This is a genomic window from Paenibacillus psychroresistens (assembly GCF_009728935.1).
Taxonomy (GTDB): domain Bacteria; phylum Bacillota; class Bacilli; order Paenibacillales; family NBRC-103111; genus Paenibacillus_AC; species Paenibacillus_AC psychroresistens.
Genome location: NZ_CP034235.1, coordinates 7,387,645 through 7,410,523, shown reverse-complemented (window position 1 = coordinate 7,410,523; position 22,879 = coordinate 7,387,645). Strand labels below are relative to the sequence as shown.

Genomic DNA, 22,879 nt, shown 5'->3' with positions numbered 1-22,879 from the left:
GGGGTTATGAATAGGGGCGACATCGTTGTTGGCATTCATGCGTGCGAAATTGAAACGGGTTAGAAATCGTGGGTTTAAGCTGTCTTTTATTGTTAGTGTTCTAGTAGGTTTGTCTATTATTCTTGCCCTTATTATCAGCATCGGAGCAGTCTATCAAATTGAGCAATCCTCCTTTACAGAAAGAACGCTAGAACTGAATAGAATCAATTCGGAGCGCTTGGCGGCTACAACGGATTCATTGTTTAAGTCTATGAAACAGAGCTTGGCGTTGACTGCTGGCGAGATGGGTAAGCATTTAGGTGATCAGGACGATATTCAATATCAAATGGATTTACTTAAATCCAGCAGTAATAATTTTAATTCAACTACTTTTGTTGATAAACAGGGTATGTGTGTGGCTATTTCTCCAGCAAGTGTAGGTCTCGCCGGGACAAAGCTAACATCAGACCAGGTGGCACAAGCGCTAAATATAAGAAAATTTTTAATTTCTGAACCCTATATGGCGACTACGGGCAGGCTTGTTGTTAATGTCAGTCATCCCGTTTTTGATATGAATGGCGGATTTATAGGTATAGTAGTCGGGACTATCTACGTTCAAGCAGACAATATCTTTAAAAGCATTCTGGATAAAGAAGGCCAGGATTTGAATGAATCATATACGTATGCGGTTTCACGCTTAGGGGTGCTGATCTATCATCCGGATCCGAGTCGTATTGGCGAGGATGTTAGTAAGAACCCGATAGTTCAGGAGATTATGAATGGGAAGCTTAGTAGTGAGCAGTCCTTAGTCAACAGTAAAGGAGCGTCCATGTTAGCTAGCGAGGCGCTTGTCGCAGAAAGTGGCTGGGGAGTTGTTACGCAAACTCCTTCCAAAGATGTTCTAAACCTTACACAAAAGGCAATGAAGCGAATTATATTATACACACTTCCGTTTGTATTGCTTTTATTAATATTAGCTTGGTGGGTATCTACTCTGGTCGCTAAACCGCTAACTCAGCTTGCGAATTATGCAAGTGTTTTCTCGGAAGGCGAACAGCATGATATGGAATTTCCGCAAATTAAGCATTGGAATTATGAAGCCAATAAATTGAATAAAGCCATTATTAAAGCAGTGGGTGTGCTTCAAGAGAAAGTGGTTCATTTCACGCAGGAGTCACAAACGGATGCATTAACAGGATTGATGAATCGACGCTCAATCGATAGCTACATGGAAATTTGGATGGAGCAAGAGGTGCCTTTCTCCGTTTTACTGCTGGATTTGGATCATTTTAAAGCGGTTAATGATAATTTCGGCCATCTCATGGGTGATGAAATGCTCAAATACTTGGCGAGAATTATGCTGAATGAAGTGAGGCCGGAGGATGTTTGCTGCCGTTTTGGCGGTGAGGAATTCCTTATTCTATTGCCGCGAGTTCATGCAGAGCTTGCCTACAAAATAGCGGAACGAATCAGGATGAGAATGGAATTTTCGGAGAATCCCATAAGGTCGCGAGTTACGTTATCTTTAGGGATAGCGGGCTTTCCTGAAAATGGCGATAATCCTATTTTGTTGCTTGAAAGAGCGGATCGTGCGCTTTATCAAGCCAAGCAGAATGGTCGAAATCAAATTATAACCTATAATGAAAAAATGAATTGATAAATTGTGTCATAAAACATAACATATGGTGAATTATAGATAAACTTTCGTCAAAATGGTGTAACTAATATTGACATAAACATGACTCCTAATTATGATGGATGTATAAGGGGGAATGGTGCATGATAAATACCCAAAAACAACGACAGATGAGTTACCATCGTTCCATCGGCTTTGACGAAATGTTTGCAGGGCCTGATCAAGTGAGAAGTCACTATGCGGGTGTTCATGGACGGTTACTTGCTATGACGGAAGATGAGTTAAGCGGACGCAATGCATCCATGCAATCGCACTTGGTGAAGCAGGGAGTTACCTTTACCCTTTATAACGATGAACAATCCGAGCCGCTAGAACGGTTAATTCCTTTTGATATGGTGCCGCGAATTGTTTCAGCAGAAGAATGGCGAGTCATGGATAAAGGGCTTAAACAAAGAGTTAAAGCTTTAAATTTATTCCTTTGGGACATTTATCATAAACAAAATATTTTGCATGATGAGATCATTCCGCGAAAGATGGTTGTAACGAATCGTTATTTTCGACCTGAAATGATGGGCATGAATATACCGCATGGCGTTTACACTCCTCTCTCGGGAATCGATTTGATTCGTGATGGTGCTGGGGATTTTTTTGTCTTAGAGGACAATTTAAGAACGCCATCTGGACTTTCATACCTCTATAAGAACAGACAACTAATTATGCACTTATTTCCTGAGCTGTATTTTGATTATCATGTTCGTGATATTGACAGTGGACTGAATAATTTATTATCTAGCTTGCGCAGCATTGCACCTAATAACAAAAGAGACCCAATAGTAGCGCTGCTAACTCCGGGTTCAGGAAATTCGGCTTACTATGAGCATACCTTTCTGGCACAGGAGATGGGAATTCTACTTGTGGAAGGCCGCGATTTAATTGTTCAGGATCATAAGGTTTATATGCGGACAATTCGCGGGTTGAAGCAAATTGATGTCATCTACCGTCGTTTAGACGATGATTACTTGGATCCACTGGCATTTCGCGCGGATTCCATGTTAGGTATTGCGGGTTTGATGAACGCTTATCGAATGGGCAACGTAACAATTGCTAATGCACCCGGAACCGGGGTGGCAGATGATAAAGCGGTTTATGCCTATGTTCCAGAAATGATTAAATACTATTTAAACGAAGAACCCATCCTCAAGAACGTTCCGACCTATATTCTTAGCCGCCCAGAGGAACGGGAATATGTGCTGGCTCATTTAAGTGAGTTGGTTGTAAAAGAAACCTCGCTTTCCGGAGGGTATGGAATGCTAATCGGCCCATGTGCAACGGACGAAGAAATCGCCGAGTTTGCTATTAAGATACGCAACGACCCATCCAACTACATTGCTCAACCTACAATTCAACTATCTACTGCACCTACATTCATTGATGGTAAGCTATGCCCGCGCCATATCGATCTCCGCGCATTTGTTACTTATGGCAAAGAAATGCAAGTAATCCCAGGCGGCCTAACCCGTGTCGCTCTAAAAGAAGGCTCTTTGGTCGTAAACTCCTCCCAAGGCGGCGGCAGTAAAGATACTTGGGTTTTGGCTTAAGGTTCATATCTTAAGGACATAGTTTGGTTTTGGTTTAGTCTTTCTGAAAATGACGAAATGAAAATTTGAGTTAATGGTTTTACTTTTAAAGCTGGGTGTAAGGGAGTGATGGGTGTGTCTGGAAAGTTTACGTGCCGCCTTTGAAGATTGCATCCTTACAATCTGTTTTATTCCAATAAAAGAGGATGCAAATTCAAGAGTGGCTGGAAGGCACATCTATCATGTACTGCAACGTTAAGCTTCTAAAGTAAGGTTTAGGGACTTATTTTAAAGGAGGAAGCCTATGCTCAATAGAAAAGCAGAAACCCTATTCTGGTTAGGCCGCTACATGGAGCGAGTCGAAAACCACGCTCGTCTAATAGACGTAAATTATCACATGCGCCACGAATTGAAGGACCCTCAGGAGTCAGGTGCCTTAGTGTGGGAAAAGCTGATTCAAGCCGTCGGCGATTATGCGATATTTGCGGAGCAGAATAAACAAGCGACCGAGTCGGATGTGCTGCATTTTATGACATTCGAACGCAAGCATAACAACTCTATCTTTTCGTGCGTTTCACAAGCCAGGGATAACGCGAGGACGATTAAAGAAGGAATACCTGGAGAGTCTTGGGATATCATCAACGCTTTTTATATCTGGCTGAGAGAGCAGGGTCTTGCGGACATTCGCGCGCTTTCACCGTATGTATTTTATCAGAAGATTAAGGAATGGGTAGCCTTGTTTCACGGCAGCCTTGAATCGACTATGCTGCGGAGCAACGAGTGGCATTTTATTCAATTGGGTAAATACATGGAACGGGCAGAGAATACAGTGCGAATTCTGCAGGTCATCTATCGCAGCTACATGCAGGACGCCTCGAAATTCACCGACCATGATAATTATCAACGGATGATAGCAGTATTGAAATCGGTCAGCGCTTATGAGGCTTTTCGTAAAATGTGTGCCAATGAATTTCATATTGAAAAAATTGTGCAATTTTTGATGCTTAACTTCGTATTTCCACGTTCCGTTAATTTTTCTTTAGTGAATATAGAAACACATTTGAAGAACATCCGCCGTGATCTAGAATTTACCTTGCCTTCCGATCAAGCGATTCGTTTTGCTGGAAAAACACGTGCAAACCTAGCTTATCTGGAGTGGGAAGATCTGGACAGCGAAGGTTTACCGAAGCTTCTAGAGGAAATGTCGCTTTCAATTAATCAACTAGGTGAAGTGATTTCCAAAACATTTTTTCGGAAAGGGGTCTTGGGCGTATGAAACTAGAGATTACACACTTAACGCGCTATCATTACGCAACTCCGACGTCGGAGAGTGTCAATGAAATTCGCTTGACCCCGAGCTCGAATCATCGCCAATCCTGCTATCAGCATACAGTAACTGTAGAGCCTAGTGTTTCGTTATTCTCGTACGATGATTTTTTTGGGAATCGGGTGCACTCTTTTTCAGTTGGGGATCCACACCATGAACTTATGATTAAGACCACCTCTATTGTGGTTACGGATGAGCTGGAGCCTGAGCGTAAACAAATCCTTAGCTTGAAGGAGCAGTTGGAAATGCTGCATAGTGAACGATTTATTAATCAGCATGCAGAGTATCTGATGGATTCCAAATACACCTATATTGATCCAGAGCTTGCCAAGCCATTTGTAAATGGTGAGATAGAGGTAAGCATTGAGAAAAAGCTGAAAATGATTTCAGAGGCGATTTTTACCAATTACGAATACAATCCTTATGCAACGCATGTTAAAACCACGATTGCTGAAATTGTCCATTTGCAGCAAGGGGTTTGTCAGGATTTTGCCCATTTGATGATCGCGATCTGCAAAAATATGCAAGTCCCTGCGCGGTATGTCAGCGGCTATCATTTTGTTGGTGATTTGCAAGGTGGGCATGCGGACTATGAGCAAGCATCACATGCTTGGGTGGAGGCTTTTGTTCCGGGAATTGGTTGGGTAGGTTACGATCCGACAAACAACGGTGATATTAACTGGCGATACGTAAAGCTATGCCACGGGAGGGATTACGAGGACATTGTTCCAGTGAAAGGAATTTATCGAGGAACAGATCAGCAACGATTAGAAGTCATCGTCAATGTAAAACAAGTTGAATAATGTTTCCGCAAAAGGTTAGCTCAAGAGGGGGGCGTACAACATGTTCGACTGGTTAGGGTTTAAAACGGGGCTGCCATTATGGTGGTCGTATCGCCTGAATCGCCGCTTGAAAACGGATGTTGAGGATATTTTTGAAGGGATAGCACAAACGCGGGTTCAATTATTAAACGGGTGGGTCGAAGAATACTGGTCCCATCTCAGTAGATTAAAAGAGCAAATTCAACAGAATACGAGTAAAACCGATGCATTGCTAGAGAGATTATTTAATGCAACTAAGAAGCGCGGGAATGATTTTTCGGAGATTTATTTGCTAGATGAGAATAGGAAGGTAGTCTACTCTACTTTTGCCAAGCATGTAGGTACGGCGTATCAAGCGAATTCTTGTACATATCATGGTTTAGAAGCTACGAATCAAGGAAAGCCTTGTTTGTTGGGTCCATATTCAGATCCTTTGACGTTGGAAATCGGTCCAAGCTCATCCAAATTCCACGATAAAATGACGCTGCTCTATATTTTGCCGATAATGGAAGACGGGGTATGGAAAGGCGCTGTTTGTGGCCGGGTGCCAAATGATGTGTTGGGTGATTTAATTCAAAGAGAGTCAGGGCATATTTATCCGGATTCGGGCGATAATTATATTTTCATGGCAAAGCCAGGGTTAAATAAAGAGATATTACCTGGAACGGCTTTATCGAGGAGCCGATTTGAGGATTTAACCTTTACCTTTGGCGACAATTTAAAAGACGGTGTAAAAACGGATTGGGGTACTGTATCGGTCAAGGATCACACGGAGCTTGAGCTGGTCTTTACAGATCCGGCTACGGGCAAGCTGCATCCAGGTGTTGCTAATACCATAGCAAATGGCAGTAATTTGTTTGTTGAGTTTCCTGGTTATTCCGATTATCGGCATATAGCCGTTATTGGCAAAGGCGTGACCTTTCAGCTTCCTCATTGTCCAGATGTTTGGGGGATGATGTGTGAAGGCGATTTAGAAGAGGTTTATCGGATGCGGAGTATCCAGTGGAAGCTGGTGCGAATGCAGACTTGGTTGGTTTTTGTATTTATGCTCTTCAGTGTGGCGATGATTGTGGTGCTGATGAATAAACCTTCAACTCTCCTAGCGAGCTGCCTTTTAGGTGGCGGTAATCTATTGTTTGGAGTGTTCAGCATTATTCTACCAAGTCGTAAAAGTGCCAAGCCGGTGGCAGACAATCTCTTGAAGATCAACGAATTTATTCGTTTGAATGCCGAGGGCGAAGGTGATTTGACCAAGCGCTTGGATCATGGGCAATTTGGTAATGATGAAACCAAGGATCTAGCCAAGTGGATTAACAATATGATTGATTCCTTAGAAGGTATCATGATTCGAGTTAAACAAGGGGCTGAAGATGTTCTGGCAAGTCAAACTCTGTTGAACGAATCAACCTCATCCTCGGAAGGCTCTTCACAGCGGGTGAATGACAAGATCAAAGATATGCTTCGTGGGATTCGTCGTCAATTAAAGGACATCGATATTGCTAAGGATGTTGCCGAAGAGATGAGTGGAACGCTCAAAAGCTTGGAGGAAAAAGCATCTGAGCAAATAGCTGTAGCTCAAGGCGAGGTGCATCGCATTGGGGATAAAATGCAGAGCATCCAACTCAAAGTTAATGAAACCAATGTGACGATTCGCACCTTTATGGACACTACTAAAGAGATATCGGAAGCTCTATTGGTAATTGAAGAAATTTCGGCGCGGACCAATTTATTATCGTTGAATGCTTCGATTGAGGCTGCTCGCGTTGGTGAACATGGACGGGGCTTTGCAGTAGTGGCTGGAGAAATACGCAAGTTAGCTGATCTGACGAAGCAATCGACTATGCAAATTGGTGAAACCATTCGCCATATTCATCTTAATGCAACTCAAGCAATTGACTCTATGGAGCAAGGTAACAAGGTAGTTGAAGAGGGCTCGCAGCTTGTTGCCGCCGCAGCCGAAATTCTGGAGCAAGCAGGCAATCAGGATGGTTTGAAGAATCAAGTAGTGGATGAGGTCTTGGGACTCATGGAAAAAGTAGCGGCAGTAAGTATCGAGAATCGCAAAATATCAAACGAGGTTGAAGGTACGGTACAAGAATTAATTGCAGATATGGTCCATGTGCGACATACGGCTGATCATGTGGAGGCTATCTCCGGTTCCTTGCACCAATTGGTTAATCAGTTTCATTTAACAGAGGATCGTAAGAGGTAATAGCTTTCAAGAAAAAAACCAGCTTGGACAGAGTGGGAAATCTGTCTAAGCTGGTTTTTTGATCTGTATCCCTTTGACCTGTATCCCTTTGACCTGTATCCCTTTGACTCAGGCAGCTATTTCGACGTTTTCAGGTTTGTATACCCGTTTTTCTCTAGTAACCAGACTGAAAATGACTGGAACAATGACTAAGGTCAAGAGTGTTGAGGTGCTTAAACCGCCAATGACTACGACTGCTAGGGCGCGTGAAATCAGGCCTCCGTCTGTCGAAATGGCTAGAGGAAGAAGGGCGCCAATAGTCGCGATCGCCGTCATCAGAATGGGGCGAATTCGCGTTACTCCTGCTTCCATAAGCGCATCTTTTTTAGCCATTCCATGGGTTAGATTTGTTTTCACGCGGTCTAATAAAACAATGGCGTTGGTTACGACAATACCGCCAAGCATCAGGATGCCGATTAGTGCAGGCATACCGATTGGCTCGTGAACGATAAAGAGCCCAAGCAAGGCGCCGATCCACGAGAATGGAATAGCAACCAGGATAACCAATGGCAGCTTCCAATCACTAAAGGCAATGAGCATAACCATGTAAACTAGAAACATGCTGATAATCAAAGCAATCCCCATATTAATAAAACCATCATTTAGTTCTTTAGAGGCACCTTCTGAGCTCCAAGTCACACCTTCAGGCAGCTTCAAACCTCGAATTGCTTTCTCGGCATCGCTGGTTACTTTACCTGTATTGTTATCAGTAATCGTTCCGTGAATTTGTAAATAATCCGCTTGATTATACCTAGCGATATTTGTTGGATTTTTGACAATTTGTACACTTCCGACGTTCTGAAGAGCAACTTGGGTACCGAGCGGTGTAGAGATTTTTTGCTGCTTCAAGGTTTCGATTGTTGCGTTCTGACCCATTTTCATCGAAAGTACAACATCTGTGGTTCTAGAGTTAATTTGCGATTTAGTGATGGTTGAACCGTCAACCATGTTATGCAGGTTAAGCGCTACTGTGGCTGGGGTCAAGCCATTTGCTGCAAGCTTAGAGTTATCGAAATCAATCGAGATTTCTGGTTTTTCACCTTCAGCCGAGCTCCTAACCTCAGTTAGGTTTGGCACGGGCTTCAAGCTGGTGATGATCTGATCGGTGGCTTGTTTTATGACAGCTAGATTAGGTCCGTTTACCACAATCGAGAAATCGGAGCCAACGTTTACACCGCCGCTTACGCCAACTAAAGTGATGGCTTTTGCATCCGTAATCTCTTTAAATTGAGCTCGCAATTTTGCGGCTAATGCATCTGTATCCGTTTTGGCATCCTTGACTGAAAATCCTAAATAGGCTCGCTCACTGCCAATATATGCTGTAATAAGCTCAACTTCGTCATGGCTTTTTAGAATATCCTCAATTTTAGTGGACACTTTCTCCGTTTTAGTAACTCCAGTGCCAATAGGCATAGTGACGTCTATGTTAAATTTAAGAGCTTTTTCGGCGGGGAGAAAATTAATGCCTAGACCGGGAGCGATAAAAGCGATGCTTGAAACTAATAGGAGAAAGGCGAATGTTAGGGTTAACCAACGTTTTCGTAAAGCCCCTCCCAGAACTCTTCGATAAATTCTTTGCAGCATATTCTCGCGAGGCTCGCTATGTTTAAGGTTTAGCAGGAAAAGCCTAGACATTAGAGGCACGACAGTTACGGCAACCAATAAAGAAAAAAGCAAGGAAATAACAATTGTCCAAGCGAGCGGTACAAAAAATTTGCCGACTATACCTGGCACAAAAGCAAGTGGCAGGAACACAGCGACCGTTGTGATGGTAGAGGATGTAATGGCGTTGGATACTTCGCGAGTAGCGTTTTCTACCAGAACCCCATCTCTATCCTGTGCAGATCTAACACGGCGGAAAACATTCTCAATAACTACAATCGAATCATCTACGACCCTTCCTATTGCGACAGCGATACCGGCTAATGTCATCATATTCAGAGTGTAACCAAGGTTGTTTAGGACTATGACTGAAGCGAGCATGGATAAAGGAATAGAAATGACAGCAATGATTGTCGAGCGCAGGTTGCGCAGGAATAATAAAGTAACTAGAACAGCCATTATGGCTCCTAGAATAACCTCTCGAAGCATGCCATAAACCGATTTTTCAATTTCTGTGGAACGATCGAGTAGAACGGATGTTTTTAAGCCTGCAGGAAGCTGGATGGAAGCTACTTTTTCTTTGGCTTGCTTAGTGATTTTGACGGCATCCTGACCGCCTTGAGGTATGATCGTTAGAGTGACTGCGGGCTCTCCATCGATCCGAGTGATGCTTTGATCAGAGGTATCGTAGGTGATATCTGCAATATCACTTAGTTTAAGTGGCTTATTCTCAGCGGTAAGTATGGGGATATTCTGAATATCCTCTAAGGAATGCAACGAATTATTCATGCGGATCGGTAAAGTTTGGTCGGTGGTTTTTAAGTCCCCGATGGGGAAGGAGGCATTATTGGCTTGAATAAACTGATTTACCTGATCTAAAGTCAGCTTATGAGTTAGTAAAGCATTAGGAAGCAAACGAATGAACACTTTTTTGGTATGAATACCGCCTAAGTTAACAGCTTCAATGCCATCGATGGAGCGAATAGCTGGTTGGAGCGTTTCTTCAACTACCTGCTGAGCAGCTTCCTGTGCTCCGCCATAAATGGCTATAGTATATACTTCAGCATCTAATTTTTCGGCACTAAAGTTTGGGGGTTGCGCCGTATCGGGCAGCTTGAACTTGGCTACAGCCTCGCGAGCATCCTTCTCGCCTTGCTCCATACTAGCTGTCATCGAAAATGCTAGAGTGGCGTTGAAAACGTTTGGGTTTGCCGCAGTATATAAATTGGATAAGCCATCTATATTGCCGAGCTGCTGTTCGAGGGGGTAGCCGATATCCTGCATGACTTGTTCTGGGGAAGCGCCTGGATAGTAGATGGATATGTGCAAATAGGGAATATCCACTTGTGGATACTTCTCCATTTTCATTTGCATAATGGAATAAATGCCTCCTCCAACTAGCATGAAAATTAAGATGAAGATAGCGACGGTGTTCTTCATACTAAACCGTATTATCGATTTCATTTCTTTTTCTTCCTTTCATATGTAAGGTATTGGATTAAATGGCGAACAATCCTGTTAAAATATAGCTAATAATTCGCTTTTTGATTGCAAGAGTTAGGTTTTTGAAGTAAAATACAAAGAGATGAGAAGTACGTGTAAATTAATGTAACATTCAATTTAGCTTAGATGATTGGAACAGGGGATGATAGGTTTATGTACGTCTACAGCAAGAATAACATACCTGATATGGATAGGATTGTTCCCTTTTTCCAGCCAATCATATCGCTGCAAACTCAGAGGATTATAGCCTATGAGTCACTTGGGAGAGAGATTGTTCAAGGGCGTGTTCGTAGCTTAGGTCCGTTTTTTGCTGATGCTAACATAACCGATGATATTCATATTAAAGTTGATCGTCATTTACGGGAGCTAGCTTTCGCAAAAATGATGAGAAGTGATGGGGATTTTCAGCTATTCATAAATTTAAAGCCATCTTGGATCTATCATATGTATAATAATACGGGTGACTTGCCTACCTTGCAACTAATTGATAAGTATGAAATTCCGCCTTCTCGGATTGTAATAGAAGTAGTAGAAGAAGACTTTGTTGGCAATCTTCAGGATTTGCGTGAAGTGTTAGAGGTGTATCGCGCGAAAGGCTGCATGCTCGCTATAGATGATGTTGGCAGCGGATTCAGTAACTTGGATCGTATTGCGATTATTCAACCGAAAATTCTCAAGATTGACTTGAAGATTCTTAAGAAAAGTGCCAAGCATGAAGGGTATCGTGCTTTGTTGCGATCTTTTTCGATCATTGCCGCCCAAATGGGTGCATCCCTGCTAGTAGAAGGTGTAGAAACAAAGGAAGATTTACAGAATGCCATGCTCGCGGGGGCTAGATATGCCCAGGGCTTTCTATTTGCTCCAGCAGAGCCTGAGTTTCTCCCTGAGGACCATTTTACAGAAATGCTGCGTGAAGAGATGAGTTTGTTTCATGCTCAAGAATTGAAAAAACATAGCCGTTTGTTTGAAATTGAGCAAGCCTTGAATCATTTGTTCAGTACGGAAGTCATTGTTCAGAATGCAGAGGAGGCCGATGAGGCGCTCGAACGCTTTGCAAAGTTTGCGCTCGATATCGCTTTAAGATATTATATCTGCAAAGAAGATGGCTATCAAATTTCCTCTAATTTCAATCGCAACCCTGAAGGAGACTGGGAAAAGGATGAGAAGTTCCGTGGCTCCAATTGGATCTGGCGTCCCTACTTTATTCCCAACATTCTCACAATGAAGCATTACCAGATCGGGATACTTTCTCAGCCCTATTCAGATATTAATACCTCAAGCTTTATTCAAACCTACTCGTGTCCCATCGGAAATGGATTCTATCTGTTCATGGATCTCGCGATTTGACTTTATGCAGCAGCTAGTCCAATTGTAACATATAGGGAATAATTGGAAAACATGCGTTAGGCGGATGTTACACTAGACCTCCGACGGAGGTCTTTTTGGCGTTTTGTGCGACTTGGGAGAGGGTTGAATAGTAGCTTGATCCATCCGGTGCTGCTGTAGAGTCGATTATGGACGCTAGAGTGAGTGGATGATCTCGGGTGGAGGTTGTAGTATCGAAAATCGACACTAGAGTGAGTGGATGATCTCGGGTAGAGGTTGTAGTATCGAAAATCGACACTAGAGTGAGTGGATGATATCGAATGGAGTTTGTAGTGTCGAAAATCGACACTAGAGTGAGTGGATGATCTCGGGTGGAGGTTGTAGTATCGAAAATCGACACTAGAGTGAGTGGATGATCTCGGGTAGAGGTTGTAGTATCGAAAATCGACACTAGAGTGAGTGGATGATATCGAATGGAGTTTGTAGTGTCGAAAATCGACACTAGAGTGAGTGGATGATCTCGGGTGGAGGTTGTAGTATCGAAAATCGATACTAGAGTGAGTGGATGACCTCGGGTGGAGGTTGTAGTATCGAAAATCGGCACTAGAGTGAGTGGATGATCACGGGTAGAGGTTGTAGTATCGAAAATCGACACTAGAGTGAGTGGATGACCTCGGGTGGAGGTTGTAGTATCGAAAATCGACACTAGAGTGAGTGGGAGGTCCATTTACTCTGATCATCTACTGCTACTTTAATGCATAAAACTAACTCAAAGCTAGGTTACTTAACTAATCAAACTCATCTAGCGCGGGGACTTAGTCGGAATTCGACACTAGTATTGGGTTGTTGCAATTTACTCAGAACATCTATTACTGCTGTAATGCATAAAACTAACTCAAAGCTGGTTACTTAAACTAATTAAACTCATCTAGAGCGGGGATTAAGTTGGAGATCGACGCTAGTATTGGGTTGTTGCAATTTACTCAGAACATCCTCGAGTGGAGGAAGTAGTATCTCGATAAGTGATACTAACTTCTCAACGGACTTAGGCAAGGAATTAAAGCATATATCTTTTTGCGTTTTCTTCTAGTGTATATTCATGAATCCTTTTAGTACCTGAATTATGTGGCTTAATAAGCTTCTTCTCTACTAGCTTAATTAGCACATAACGAGTGGCAGTAACTCTTAACTGCAAACAGTAGCAGGCATCTTTCAACCGCAGGGGGCGGTTTAGGCGTAGGGCGTAGCGTAATACTTCACGCTCGGAGACGGTTAAATCGTTGAGCGCAGATCCTGCTGTGCTCGAGAATCGCCCAATAAGCTCGTATACTGAACGGCGGCAGGCTTCTGCGCGTTTGTCGAGCTCGTCCCAGCCAAACGGGATGTACTTGTAACCGTACATGGCAATCGTTCGGATGCGCATTCGTTCGAATATGAATCGGTCACGGGTGATTTTCTCCGCATGGACCACGAATCCTTCGCATTCAAATGCAATGCCTAATGGCTCATAAAATACATCGACATATATTTTCACCCCGGTTGAGCTGATTAACTCGTACTCCATGATTAGGCCGTCGAAGGATTTTAGAACGGGCCAAATTACCTCCTTCAGCAGCTTTTTCTCTCCTGTTAAGTCCTTGTTTAATTGCTCCAGCCTTTGTCCGGTCGCTGAACGGCGTTGTGCCTCTAAAAACACTTCATATTCTTGTTCAAACATGGGGATATCTCCTTTAAATTAGTTGGGGAAGCTGAAAGCTGGGAAATAAAAAACGCCGTTTGCCTCCAAAATAGGAGACAAACGACGTGTGCTTCACGAAGTGTGGGAAGTATGGATTTGTGAATTAAAGTGTGGGAAGTATGGACTTGAGAATTAAAAATTAAAATCGCTTTACTTTTAAGAGATTCTAATTAAATTTTAGCAGATAGGTGGAGTATTGTCGAGTTCATGAGGTGTGTTCTTGGGTAGGATTACACAGTTAATGGACAACGGAAAGTAACAAGTTGCCCGTTAACTGTATAGTTACTCGGCTAAGCCTCTACCCAGTCGCGGCGGAGTGAGAATAGGTCATGCAGATCTTCAGTAGACATCTCCGTTATCCAGCCTTCGCCACCACCGACAATTTGCTGACTTAGGCCTTGCTTGCGTTCGATCATTTCATCAATTCTTTCTTCTAGAGTTCCTAGTGTCACGAATTTGTGAACCTGAACATGGCGGGTTTGGCCAATACGGAAGGCGCGATCGGTTGCTTGGTTCTCAACCGCAGGGTTCCACCAACGATCAAAATGGAAGACGTGGTTAGCGGCAGTTAAATTTAAGCCTGTTCCTCCTGCCTTCAAGGAAAGTAGAAAGATCCCGCTGCCATTCTCCAGATCTGGCGATTCGTTCTGAAAGGTCTCAATCATCCGCTCACGTTCTGCTCTAGGTGTGCCACCATGGAGGAATTGGACCTTTTCTTTGAGTTCTTTTTGAATGATATTCTGCAGCAGGTGTCCGGTTTCGACGAATTGGGTAAAAATTAAACAACGATCGCCTTCTTGGCGGAGCTCATTGACCATATCCAGCAGGCGTTCCACTTTATTGGAGCGTCCCAGTGTGTGGGTTTGAACGCCTTCTTTAAGCAAAAGCGCAGGGTGATTGCAGACTTGCTTCAGCTTGGTTAAGGCCGCTAGAATGAGACCGCGACGTTCCATAGCTTTGAGCCGTTCCAGCTTGGCGAACATTTCTTGGATATAGTTTTCATATAGGGAAGCTTGCTCCGTCGTTAAGGAAACATAAGCTTTCATTTCGTTCTTATCGGGTAGATCTAGCTGGATGGCTGGGTCTTTTTTTACTCTGCGCAGTAAGAAAGGGCGTATCAGCTTTTGCACCTGTCCGATGGCCGCGACATCTTTGGTTTTCTCGATTTTGGCGACGTAACGATGTGAAAATTCGCGCAACGATCCCAGATAACCTGGATTTAAGAAATCGAGAATCGACCAAAGCTCGGTTAAGCGATTTTCGATCGGCGTACCGGTTAGTGCAATGCGATGATCCCCTTGTAAATGGCGGATCGCAGTGGCTTGTTTAGTGTAGGCGTTTTTGATGTTCTGTGCTTCGTCTACGCAGATGGAGCCCCACTGTAAAGCAGTTAACTCGGGTTCATCTAAGTGAGCAAGAGTGAAGGAGGTTAACACCAAATCCATTTCTTTGGTCATTTCAGTAAAGGCTTCACCTTTTAAACGCTGCGGTCCGTAATGCAAATGGACTTTTAAGGAAGGGGCGAAGCGTTGGAGCTCTTTTTGCCAGTTGCCTAGTACTGAGGTTGGACAGATCAGTAAAGAGGACTGTAAGGATGGTGCGGCTTCAAGCTCATCTTCATTGGAGGCATCGTTAGAATCAGACTGTGCTGCCGCTATATTCGAAAGTCGAAGCTCTTCAGCTTCTTTGACGGTTAAAAGATAGGTAATCCATTGAATGGTTTTTCCGAGACCCATATCATCTGCTAAACAGCCGCCTAAACCAAAGCGCCGCAGGAATAACATCCAAGCGACACCGTCCGATTGGTAATGACGGAGTGAGCCTTTAAAGCTTTCTGGTGCGGTAAATGGTGGGATTGCAGCTTGCTGCTTAAGCTGAGCCATGAGATGCAGAAGATGTTCATTCAGCTCAACTTCCATTTCAAGCTCTTCTTCAATAGTAGCTAGCTCGGGTGCATCGGCATCAGCGGAAGAGCCTAACAAATGCATTTCCATAACATCGCGAAAAGACAGCCCTTTTTTCTTCTTAACCTGCTTCATGACGTTCTGAATTTGTTCCAATTGTGTTGGATCCAGTTGGATCCATTTGCCGCGGAACTGGACGAGCTTTCGCTTCTGTTCGGCGAGCTGGCGGAATTCCGCTTCGGTTAGGACAACGTCCCCTAAAGCAAGGCGCCAGTCGAACTGCATGATTTGCCCTAAGCCGAACGTGGAGTCATTGGCTGCGCCAACGGAGGACTTGATCTTGGCTTTGAGGCGCGGCTTCTGCTTCCGCAGCCGCTCCCACCACGCGGGAAGGAACACCGCGTAGCCCGCCTCGACGAGCCGCATGCTGCCGTTAGCCAGGAAATCCCACGCCTCATCGGCGGTGATTTCCTGGCGCAGCTGCTCCGGCTCGGAGCTGTCGCGCAGCCAGGGCAGGATGTGCAGCCACTGCTGCACATCCTTGCGCACGCGCGTAAGATCTGCCAGCCACGCCTCGGGCAGGCTGGCTGCGTCTTCCTTCGCGGGCTCGCCCTCCGGGCTGCACGCGACTAGAACATCCGCTCGTTGGCGGTCCTGCAGCTGAAGCTGCAGTCTCCACGAGTCGTCAAGATCGGGCTCGACCAGCTGCAGGCAGGTGCGGAAAGGGCTGGAATCATGCTTCCAGCCAATCGCAACCAGCCAATCTTCTTCATCGAGCCAGAGGTCTGCGGGCAAGCCGCCCGCGAGCATAGGATGTGCTTGCTCCAAGCGCTGCAGCGTTTGTTGAAACTCAGGCTGCTCGCGCACCCATTCCGAAATAAGCGAATCCATCCAGTCGCGCAACAGCGGTGAAACAACCTCGTCAACAAACGTATCATGAACAGGAGGAGTTTTAGGTTTTCCGTCTTTCAGAAGCTCCCCATCTTTCAGAAGCTCTCCATCTTTCAGAAGTACTCCATCATTCAGAAGCTCTCCATCATTCAGAAGCTCTCCATCACTAAGTTCTTCCCCGTCCTTACTCTCACTAACCTCGCCCAAACGTAGCTTCCAGCTAAGTTTACCCTGCTTCCATTTGGCATAATCCGGCATGCAGCGGCCAGCGATTAACGCTTCTCTAACCGCGGGTGCAGCTTGTTTAAGCTCAATTAGTTCATCGCTCCATGTGAACACGGCATGCTGCAAATCCGATGTATTGCAAAAATAATCCAAAGCCATAGCAGCAGGAAGCAAGATGCCTTCCTTGGCTCCTACCTCTGAGGTTTCAATAAAGGTGCCGTAATAGGAAGGGGCATGCCAAGCGAAAAGCTGGTTCTTCAGTTCGATGGGATCCATAATACCCCCATGGGTACGAGTGCCCCAAAGAAAAAGCGAATGAGGAGGAATCCAAGTGGAATGAATCATAGATGTTCCTGTTGCTGTTGCCCTCATAGTAGCCATTTTCCTCTCTGCAATTCTTCTTGAAAAGCGCGAAGGCGCGAATATTTTTTAGCAAGCCGATAGATATAATCTTCCCAACGCTCGGATTGCTTCTGTTTTTTATAGATCGTATACAGTTTTTTTAGATAACGAACAGCCACTTTATAGGAAGCGCGATTCTTCTCAGCAACTGCTTTTTCGACAGCTTGATGATACAAGGGGAGCAACAAAGTCGGGTCTGCTTTCTCGACAGCCTTCAACTGCTCCGTATAAAGGCTGGCAGGAGAGATTTGATGGGACAGCTGTAAATCGACCCATTGACGAAACCGTTCTGTTTTCATCAGGTAATCCGTGTAGTAGTAATAACTCCGTGGTAAAAGCGAAAGCATGACATGAATCCATTCCTCATCCGAAGGCTGATGCTTCATCGCTTCCAGCCAATACGAACAGACCGTATGAAAATCATCCTGTCTTGCCTTCAACATAGTCGGCAGCATCCAGCGCAGCCAAATCAGCAGACGCTCCCATTCCTCGCGCTCCATTAGACCCTGCAGAACCATATAATAATCACTAGGAATCGGGCTTGTTATATTCTTAAGCCAACGCATCGCTGCATCGTCCTGCCCATCCATTAATTCAAAATGTGCTAGAGCAAGCCACAAAGCCTCTTTTTTTCGAGGTGTCAGATCTGTATTTACTAATTTTTCTAGTCGTATACGTTCCGCTCCTGCAAACGCCTTGCGATCAAAAACAGACCACCAAAGCATCCGATACACCGTCATCCAATCCACAGGGCCTGGTTTTCCGGTTAGAGCTGTCTCACCAATAAATGCAATGGTTTCCTCCCAAAGCTTTTTAAGTGGTTTCTTTCTGATAGCAAAAAGCTCCACCATCTCAGCAAGCTTCTCCATACTTTGCTTAGCCACGGCGCGGCATGCAGATTCATGGTAGTAGGATAGATAGGAAGCTTGATTCATCTGGTGGAATAAATCCATTTTACGCATTATAAAAAAGAGAACGTGCAACGAGTAAATTTGACGCACCGATTCCTCCCATTTGGAAGCGAGCTCGCTTAAATCCGTCCATGCTGCTGAATAAAAGCCATCGATGGAATTTTGCTGATTAAGTGAATACCCATAAAACCGTTGTTCAAAATAAACATGCCATTCCTTAGCAGTTCCATTGGCCTGTGGGACTATTTTTTGTTCGACTTGCTTTTTGGCTTTGCCTTCAGAGGTGCGAATACTCCGTTTTTTAGAGGCATGCAGTGAGCTTTTCATTTCTCGCAGCAGCATTTCTGGGCGGCCGTGCACGGAATAAGCATTGAACAACACAGCAGCGATATGCTTACACCAGCCATCGTAGGGGCAGGAGCAGACACTTTTGGAAAAACTCGTCATGTTGATGTCAACGTTATATTTTTTGGTGCCATACACTTGAGCTCGCAGATGGATGACATCTGATAACTCCATAGAAAGTACGTACCCTTTATGATAATATTCCCAGCCTAATTGTAAATTATCGGGTTCCATATGATCCTGCGCCGCCTCGATCAAATAATTCATTCGATTTATCGGGATTTTCAGCTTCAGCATGCCTTATTGATCCTCCGTATCCGTAAGAACGTTAACCTTCATTGTAACAGATTTGAGAAAGGAATGCTTCATGTACAAGAAGTGTATGTGAATAAGTGCTAAATAGAGGTAAATCAACCCAAAAAGCCTTTCAAGACAAACTCCTAAAAGGCTTTCAAATAGTTATTTCTACCCTTGGTAAACCATACAATAAAACCTTCCCACCCCAGTAGGAGTCAACCTTTCATACTCATCAGTCCTAATAAACCCTGCTTTTGCATACGTTTTCTGCGCTCGTTCATTCCATGTATGAACCTCCAGATCAATCTCTTGATCGGGGTATCTCACCATAGCTTCTTTTAAAATAGCTCTCATAAAAGCATGTCCTATTCCTTGGTCACATAAATCTGGTTTTATGCCAAGCCCAATTCGAGTCACACCCTCCATTGGAAAATACTGCACATACCCGATCAATTCTTGATCAAAACTATCCTTTTTCATTTGAATAACCGCCGCAAATTGAGCTTCACGAATGTCAGGATCAGCAAACTGCAATTCCTGTGCAAGCATGATTCCCCAAGAGGGCCAATTGTAGATGTCATAAGGTGCTGCGTAACTCCATTTGCAGATCTCTTTTCCATGCTGCTCTGTCAGAGCTTGCACTTGTAGCTCCATGAACGAAGACTCCTTTTTACAGTTTATCTGATAACGGAAACCCATTCTGGGTTAATGTCATAGGTTGATTTAGGTATTTGGCTATTGAAATGGATTAATTGTAAACCCTTCGCCACAAAAATACATAGTGATAAGAACATAATATGGGTGCTTAGCTCAGCTACGTTTGAAACCAGTAATAACGAAACGTTCGCATCGCCATCACTGTTGGTCACTAATCGATTGAGCAAGTTTATGAGGATAAGGCTAATAATCATAGGGACAGCTAATCCGCTGATCCAACGCCCTTGCTTCTGGGCTCCTGTATTCTCATTCTGAAAATGTTCCCCAATCATTAGATAGGTAGAAGGGAGTCCGTAAAAGCTGTAAATAGGTATCATACTGCAAGCAAGTGCTGAGCCCGAAGAACGAGGATATGAAGGGAAGATCACAACCAAATCCATATGGACTCGGTAAATCCATATTAAATAAATCACAATAATAAGGATATAAAGCACCGTAGATAGGGAATTGATAAAGCTGTTGATCGAGTAAATGGAATCCATGTAAAAGCTGGTATCCACTGCATAGATTATTGTAGCTAATAAATTTAATGTAGTTAGTGTAACCAGTGCCCAAAGCATGATTCTTAGAATACTAGACACCATTTCTGATTTAAGCTTCATTGGAATGATTCCCCTTATTATGTATTTAAATTACTTAAGTATTGCAATGCTTCCTCTAAACTAGCTACTGGAACGACAGTCAGCTTTAAATTTAAACTATGGGAAACCTGTTCAGCTTCTTCCTCATTACTCAGACCGACATAGGCAAAGGTTTCTTTATCTTTCGGTACAAAAAAATAATCAGTACTGAATTTCTCAGCTGTCAGAAGCTTGTCATGAATGGATCCAACTGATCCTACTGAATGATCTGCTTCCATAGTGCCTGTACCTGCAATGACAATCGTACCGCTTTTAGAAAAATCCTCATTCTCTGCTTCTTCCACCAAACCTATTCCAAGCATTAGCCCAAACGAATCGCCATAATAGCCGCCGGTTTCCTCAATAAGTGCGTCTAGCTTTTGATCAAAATCATTTTGATCATTTTGTGATACAGCCTCAGTAGATTGCTCCTCAGCCGAGGTAATGGCATTAAGTATGGTTTCATTACGCGACTCTTCTCCAGTTTCAATCATATCCGAGTATTCATCTTCAACAGAAGCATCTGCTAGTTCAAATTTTGCATCTGGAATGGCTCTCCCTATAACCCAGCGTTCATATAAATTTCGAGTAACACCTTCACGTACGTAACAGAAATTTACACTGCCTTTTAATCCGATATCTCGGACGGAAACAATTTTGCCTAATGCAGTAAACTGATAGTAACGCGGGAGAAAGAAGAAAATGGACACAATAAGTGGGATGAGTAAAAGTAAGAGGGCAATTGCAATGTCAGGACGGAATCTCCGTCTGGTTGCCGGTTGGATCATGTGAAACCTCTTTCTAGAATTGTAACTTTTGTGGGTCTTAGATAATTCGCCAATATGCGCCTATTTTCCTGCTTAATAATTTACAAAGAATACCAGAATAGGGTTGGTTGAGTGTATTCAATAGTCCATAGAGCCTAAAATGTGAACAAAATAATATATTTTTCCGGTAAATACTTGTCATTTATTGTCTCAGCTATATTATAATCATAGTCAAAACATACATAGAGGTGGATGAGGCATGAACAACAAGAGTCTGACTAAATTAACGATTCGTAAAAAGCTGCTTTTATTTTCGTTGTTTCTATTGATAGTTCCTGTCTTAATCGTGGGAACCATTAGTTATAATGCTTCTACCAGCGAGACAAATGCCCTTATACACAAGAATATTCAGAACAATGTGCAAATGGCGTTAGCTTTGATTGAATCACTTAACCAGGCCGTAGAAAAAGGCGCTATGACTAAAGAAGAAGCCCAGGAAGAAGTGAAAAGGGAGCTTCTTGGCGGCAAAACCGATGGTAAACGCCCGATCAATAAGAAAATTGATCTTGGAGTAAATGGGTACTTTTTTATCCTGGATGAAAAAGGCAATCTACTGGCTCATCCTTCCTTGGAGGGACAGAATATTTGGGATAAGAAAACGAGCGATGGTACTTTCTATATTCAGGATATGATTAAAACCGCATTGAATGGCGGAGGTCTAACCAGCTACATGTGGCCATTGCCCAATTCAGAGGAAGAGGCACTCAAGGTTGCCTACAGTGCTTATGAGAAAGATTGGGGCTGGGTGATCGCGGCTGGTTCCTATATGCAGGACTTTAATCAAGGACAATCACGTATTCTTAAGAATATTATCTATACATTAATTAGCTGCTTTTTAGTAGGATTAGTTTTTGTTATCTTATTTGCCCGACATATTTCCAATCCATTATTAGTGCTGTCCAAACAGTCTTCACTGATTGCTGCAGGTGATTTGTCTGGAGAATATATTAAAGTTAAGAATAAAGATGAAATCGGGAAGCTAGGCCATATTTTCTTACAGATGAAACAGAGTCTCCGTAAAATAGTTACACAAATCAGCACGAGCTCGGATCAGGTCTCTGAGAAATCGATTGAATTGTCGCGATCTATTGAAGAGGTTTCACAAGCAGCCAAGCAAATTGCAGATTCCGTAGAGCGGATTTCGCTGATTGCTAATACTCAAGCCAAGAATACAGAGGAAAGCTCCAATGCCATGGAAGAAATGGCGATAGCGATCCAGAAAATTGCAGAAACCTCATCCTATGCATTAGAAGCTTCACAAGATACTGCAGAAGATGCAGAACGTGGAAATCAATTAATCGATACGACCACAGAGCAGATGATTTCATTAAGAGCGACAGTAAAAGATCTGGCTACTATTATTGAAGTTTTAAGTGATCGTTCGCTTGAAATCAATTCTGTTGTACAGGTTATTACGGAAATTGCTAATCAAACGAATCTTTTGGCATTAAATGCGGCAATTGAAGCAGCGAGAGCTGGCGAATCGGGTAGAGGGTTTTCAGTAGTAGCTACAGAAGTAAGGAAGCTTGCTGAACGTTCGAGTGAATCTGCCAATCAAGTTTCGGAATTGGTGCTAGCGATTCAAGACAACATTACTTTTGCGGTAGCTGAAATGAAGCGAAGTGAAGGTGAAGTGGATAACGGAGTTAAGAATGTTCAAGAAACAGGCGAAGCTTTCAAACGCATTTTCGAAGCTACACGAAATGTCGTGAATCAGATTCAAGAAGCATCGGCTTCTTCGGAGCAGTTATCTGCTGGATCAGAACAGATAGCAGCATCTTTGCAAGACATTTATCAAATGTCTAAGGAAAACGCAACGGAGGCAACATCGATATCTGGATTTACTCAGAACCAAATTAAGTCCTTTAATGACGTATTGGAAGCAATGAACACGATTAGCGAAATGACGTTGGAACTACAACGGACAGCTCATCAATTTAAGCTGTAAGAAACCGGTAGGCTTTTCTAACATTATCATTT

Annotated in this window: 15 protein-coding genes; 7 read left to right on the top strand and 8 right to left on the bottom strand. The window is 43.4% G+C overall.

Going from position 1 to position 22,879, the window contains the following annotated elements; all coding sequences use genetic code 11:
* The first annotated feature begins 37 nt into the window (after positions 1-37).
* The 5 genes from EHS13_RS33340 (at position 38) to EHS13_RS33320 (ending at position 7,552) form a co-directional block, all read left to right on the top strand.
* A complete protein-coding gene (locus EHS13_RS33340) occupies positions 38-1,636 on the top strand; it encodes a sensor domain-containing diguanylate cyclase (protein ID WP_227013664.1) in 1,599 nt (532 codons plus the stop codon).
* Between the two features lie 122 nt (positions 1,637-1,758).
* Positions 1,759-3,213 carry a circularly permuted type 2 ATP-grasp protein gene (locus tag EHS13_RS33335; protein WP_155704538.1) on the top strand — a complete coding sequence of 485 codons (1,455 nt, stop codon included), beginning with the start codon at positions 1,759-1,761 and terminating at the stop codon, positions 3,211-3,213.
* A gap of 283 nt (positions 3,214-3,496) precedes the next feature.
* Entirely contained in the window at positions 3,497-4,468 is a 972-nt protein-coding gene (locus EHS13_RS33330; protein ID WP_155704537.1) for an alpha-E domain-containing protein, read from the top strand.
* Positions 4,465-5,322 carry a transglutaminase family protein gene (locus EHS13_RS33325; protein ID WP_155704536.1) on the top strand — a complete coding sequence of 286 codons (858 nt, stop codon included), beginning with the start codon at positions 4,465-4,467 and terminating at the stop codon, positions 5,320-5,322. The genes EHS13_RS33330 and EHS13_RS33325 overlap by 4 nt, the downstream gene beginning before the upstream one ends.
* Before the next feature lie 40 nt (positions 5,323-5,362).
* A complete protein-coding gene (locus EHS13_RS33320; RefSeq protein WP_155704535.1) occupies positions 5,363-7,552 on the top strand; it encodes a methyl-accepting chemotaxis protein in 2,190 nt (729 codons plus the stop codon).
* 108 nt (positions 7,553-7,660) lie between these two features.
* Here EHS13_RS33320 and EHS13_RS33315 read toward each other — a convergent pair whose 3' ends face one another.
* A complete protein-coding gene (locus tag EHS13_RS33315; protein ID WP_155704534.1) occupies positions 7,661-10,657 on the bottom strand; it encodes an efflux RND transporter permease subunit in 2,997 nt (998 codons plus the stop codon).
* A 192-nt stretch (positions 10,658-10,849) separates the two neighbouring features.
* On the opposite strand from EHS13_RS33315, the gene EHS13_RS33310 reads away from it, so the two are divergent.
* Positions 10,850-12,043, top strand: coding sequence for an EAL domain-containing protein (locus EHS13_RS33310; RefSeq protein ID WP_162463380.1), 1,194 nt, complete (start codon positions 10,850-10,852; stop codon positions 12,041-12,043).
* Positions 12,044-12,110: 67 nt separating this feature from the next.
* On the opposite strand, the gene EHS13_RS33305 is transcribed toward EHS13_RS33310, so the two are convergent.
* From EHS13_RS33305 to EHS13_RS33275, 7 genes are all read right to left on the bottom strand, one after another.
* Complete coding sequence (locus EHS13_RS33305; protein ID WP_155704532.1) at positions 12,111-12,728, bottom strand: hypothetical protein; 618 nt, start codon at positions 12,726-12,728, stop codon at positions 12,111-12,113.
* Between the two features lie 351 nt (positions 12,729-13,079).
* A complete protein-coding gene (locus tag EHS13_RS33300; RefSeq protein ID WP_227013663.1) occupies positions 13,080-13,739 on the bottom strand; it encodes a hypothetical protein in 660 nt (219 codons plus the stop codon).
* Between the two features lie 311 nt (positions 13,740-14,050).
* Positions 14,051-17,161 (bottom strand): DEAD/DEAH box helicase, encoded by a 3,111-nt coding sequence (locus EHS13_RS33295; protein WP_227013662.1) that lies wholly within the window; start codon positions 17,159-17,161, stop codon positions 14,051-14,053.
* Complete coding sequence (locus EHS13_RS33290; RefSeq protein WP_155704530.1) at positions 17,149-18,735, bottom strand: SWIM zinc finger family protein; 1,587 nt, start codon at positions 18,733-18,735, stop codon at positions 17,149-17,151. The genes EHS13_RS33295 and EHS13_RS33290 overlap by 13 nt, the downstream gene beginning before the upstream one ends.
* Before the next feature lie 168 nt (positions 18,736-18,903).
* The gene (locus tag EHS13_RS33285; RefSeq protein WP_155704529.1) at positions 18,904-19,389 is read right to left on the bottom strand and encodes a GNAT family N-acetyltransferase; all 486 of its coding nucleotides are present in this window, start codon (positions 19,387-19,389) and stop codon (positions 18,904-18,906) included.
* A 23-nt stretch (positions 19,390-19,412) separates the two neighbouring features.
* Positions 19,413-20,054 (bottom strand): hypothetical protein, encoded by a 642-nt coding sequence (locus tag EHS13_RS33280; RefSeq protein ID WP_155704528.1) that lies wholly within the window; start codon positions 20,052-20,054, stop codon positions 19,413-19,415.
* 17 nt (positions 20,055-20,071) lie between these two features.
* A complete protein-coding gene (locus EHS13_RS33275) occupies positions 20,072-20,860 on the bottom strand; it encodes a hypothetical protein (protein WP_155704527.1) in 789 nt (262 codons plus the stop codon).
* Positions 20,861-21,098: 238 nt separating this feature from the next.
* Here EHS13_RS33275 and EHS13_RS33270 point away from each other — a divergent pair, with 238 nt between their 5' ends.
* A complete protein-coding gene (locus EHS13_RS33270; RefSeq protein WP_155704526.1) occupies positions 21,099-22,847 on the top strand; it encodes a methyl-accepting chemotaxis protein in 1,749 nt (582 codons plus the stop codon).
* Positions 22,848-22,879 lie beyond the last annotated feature (32 nt).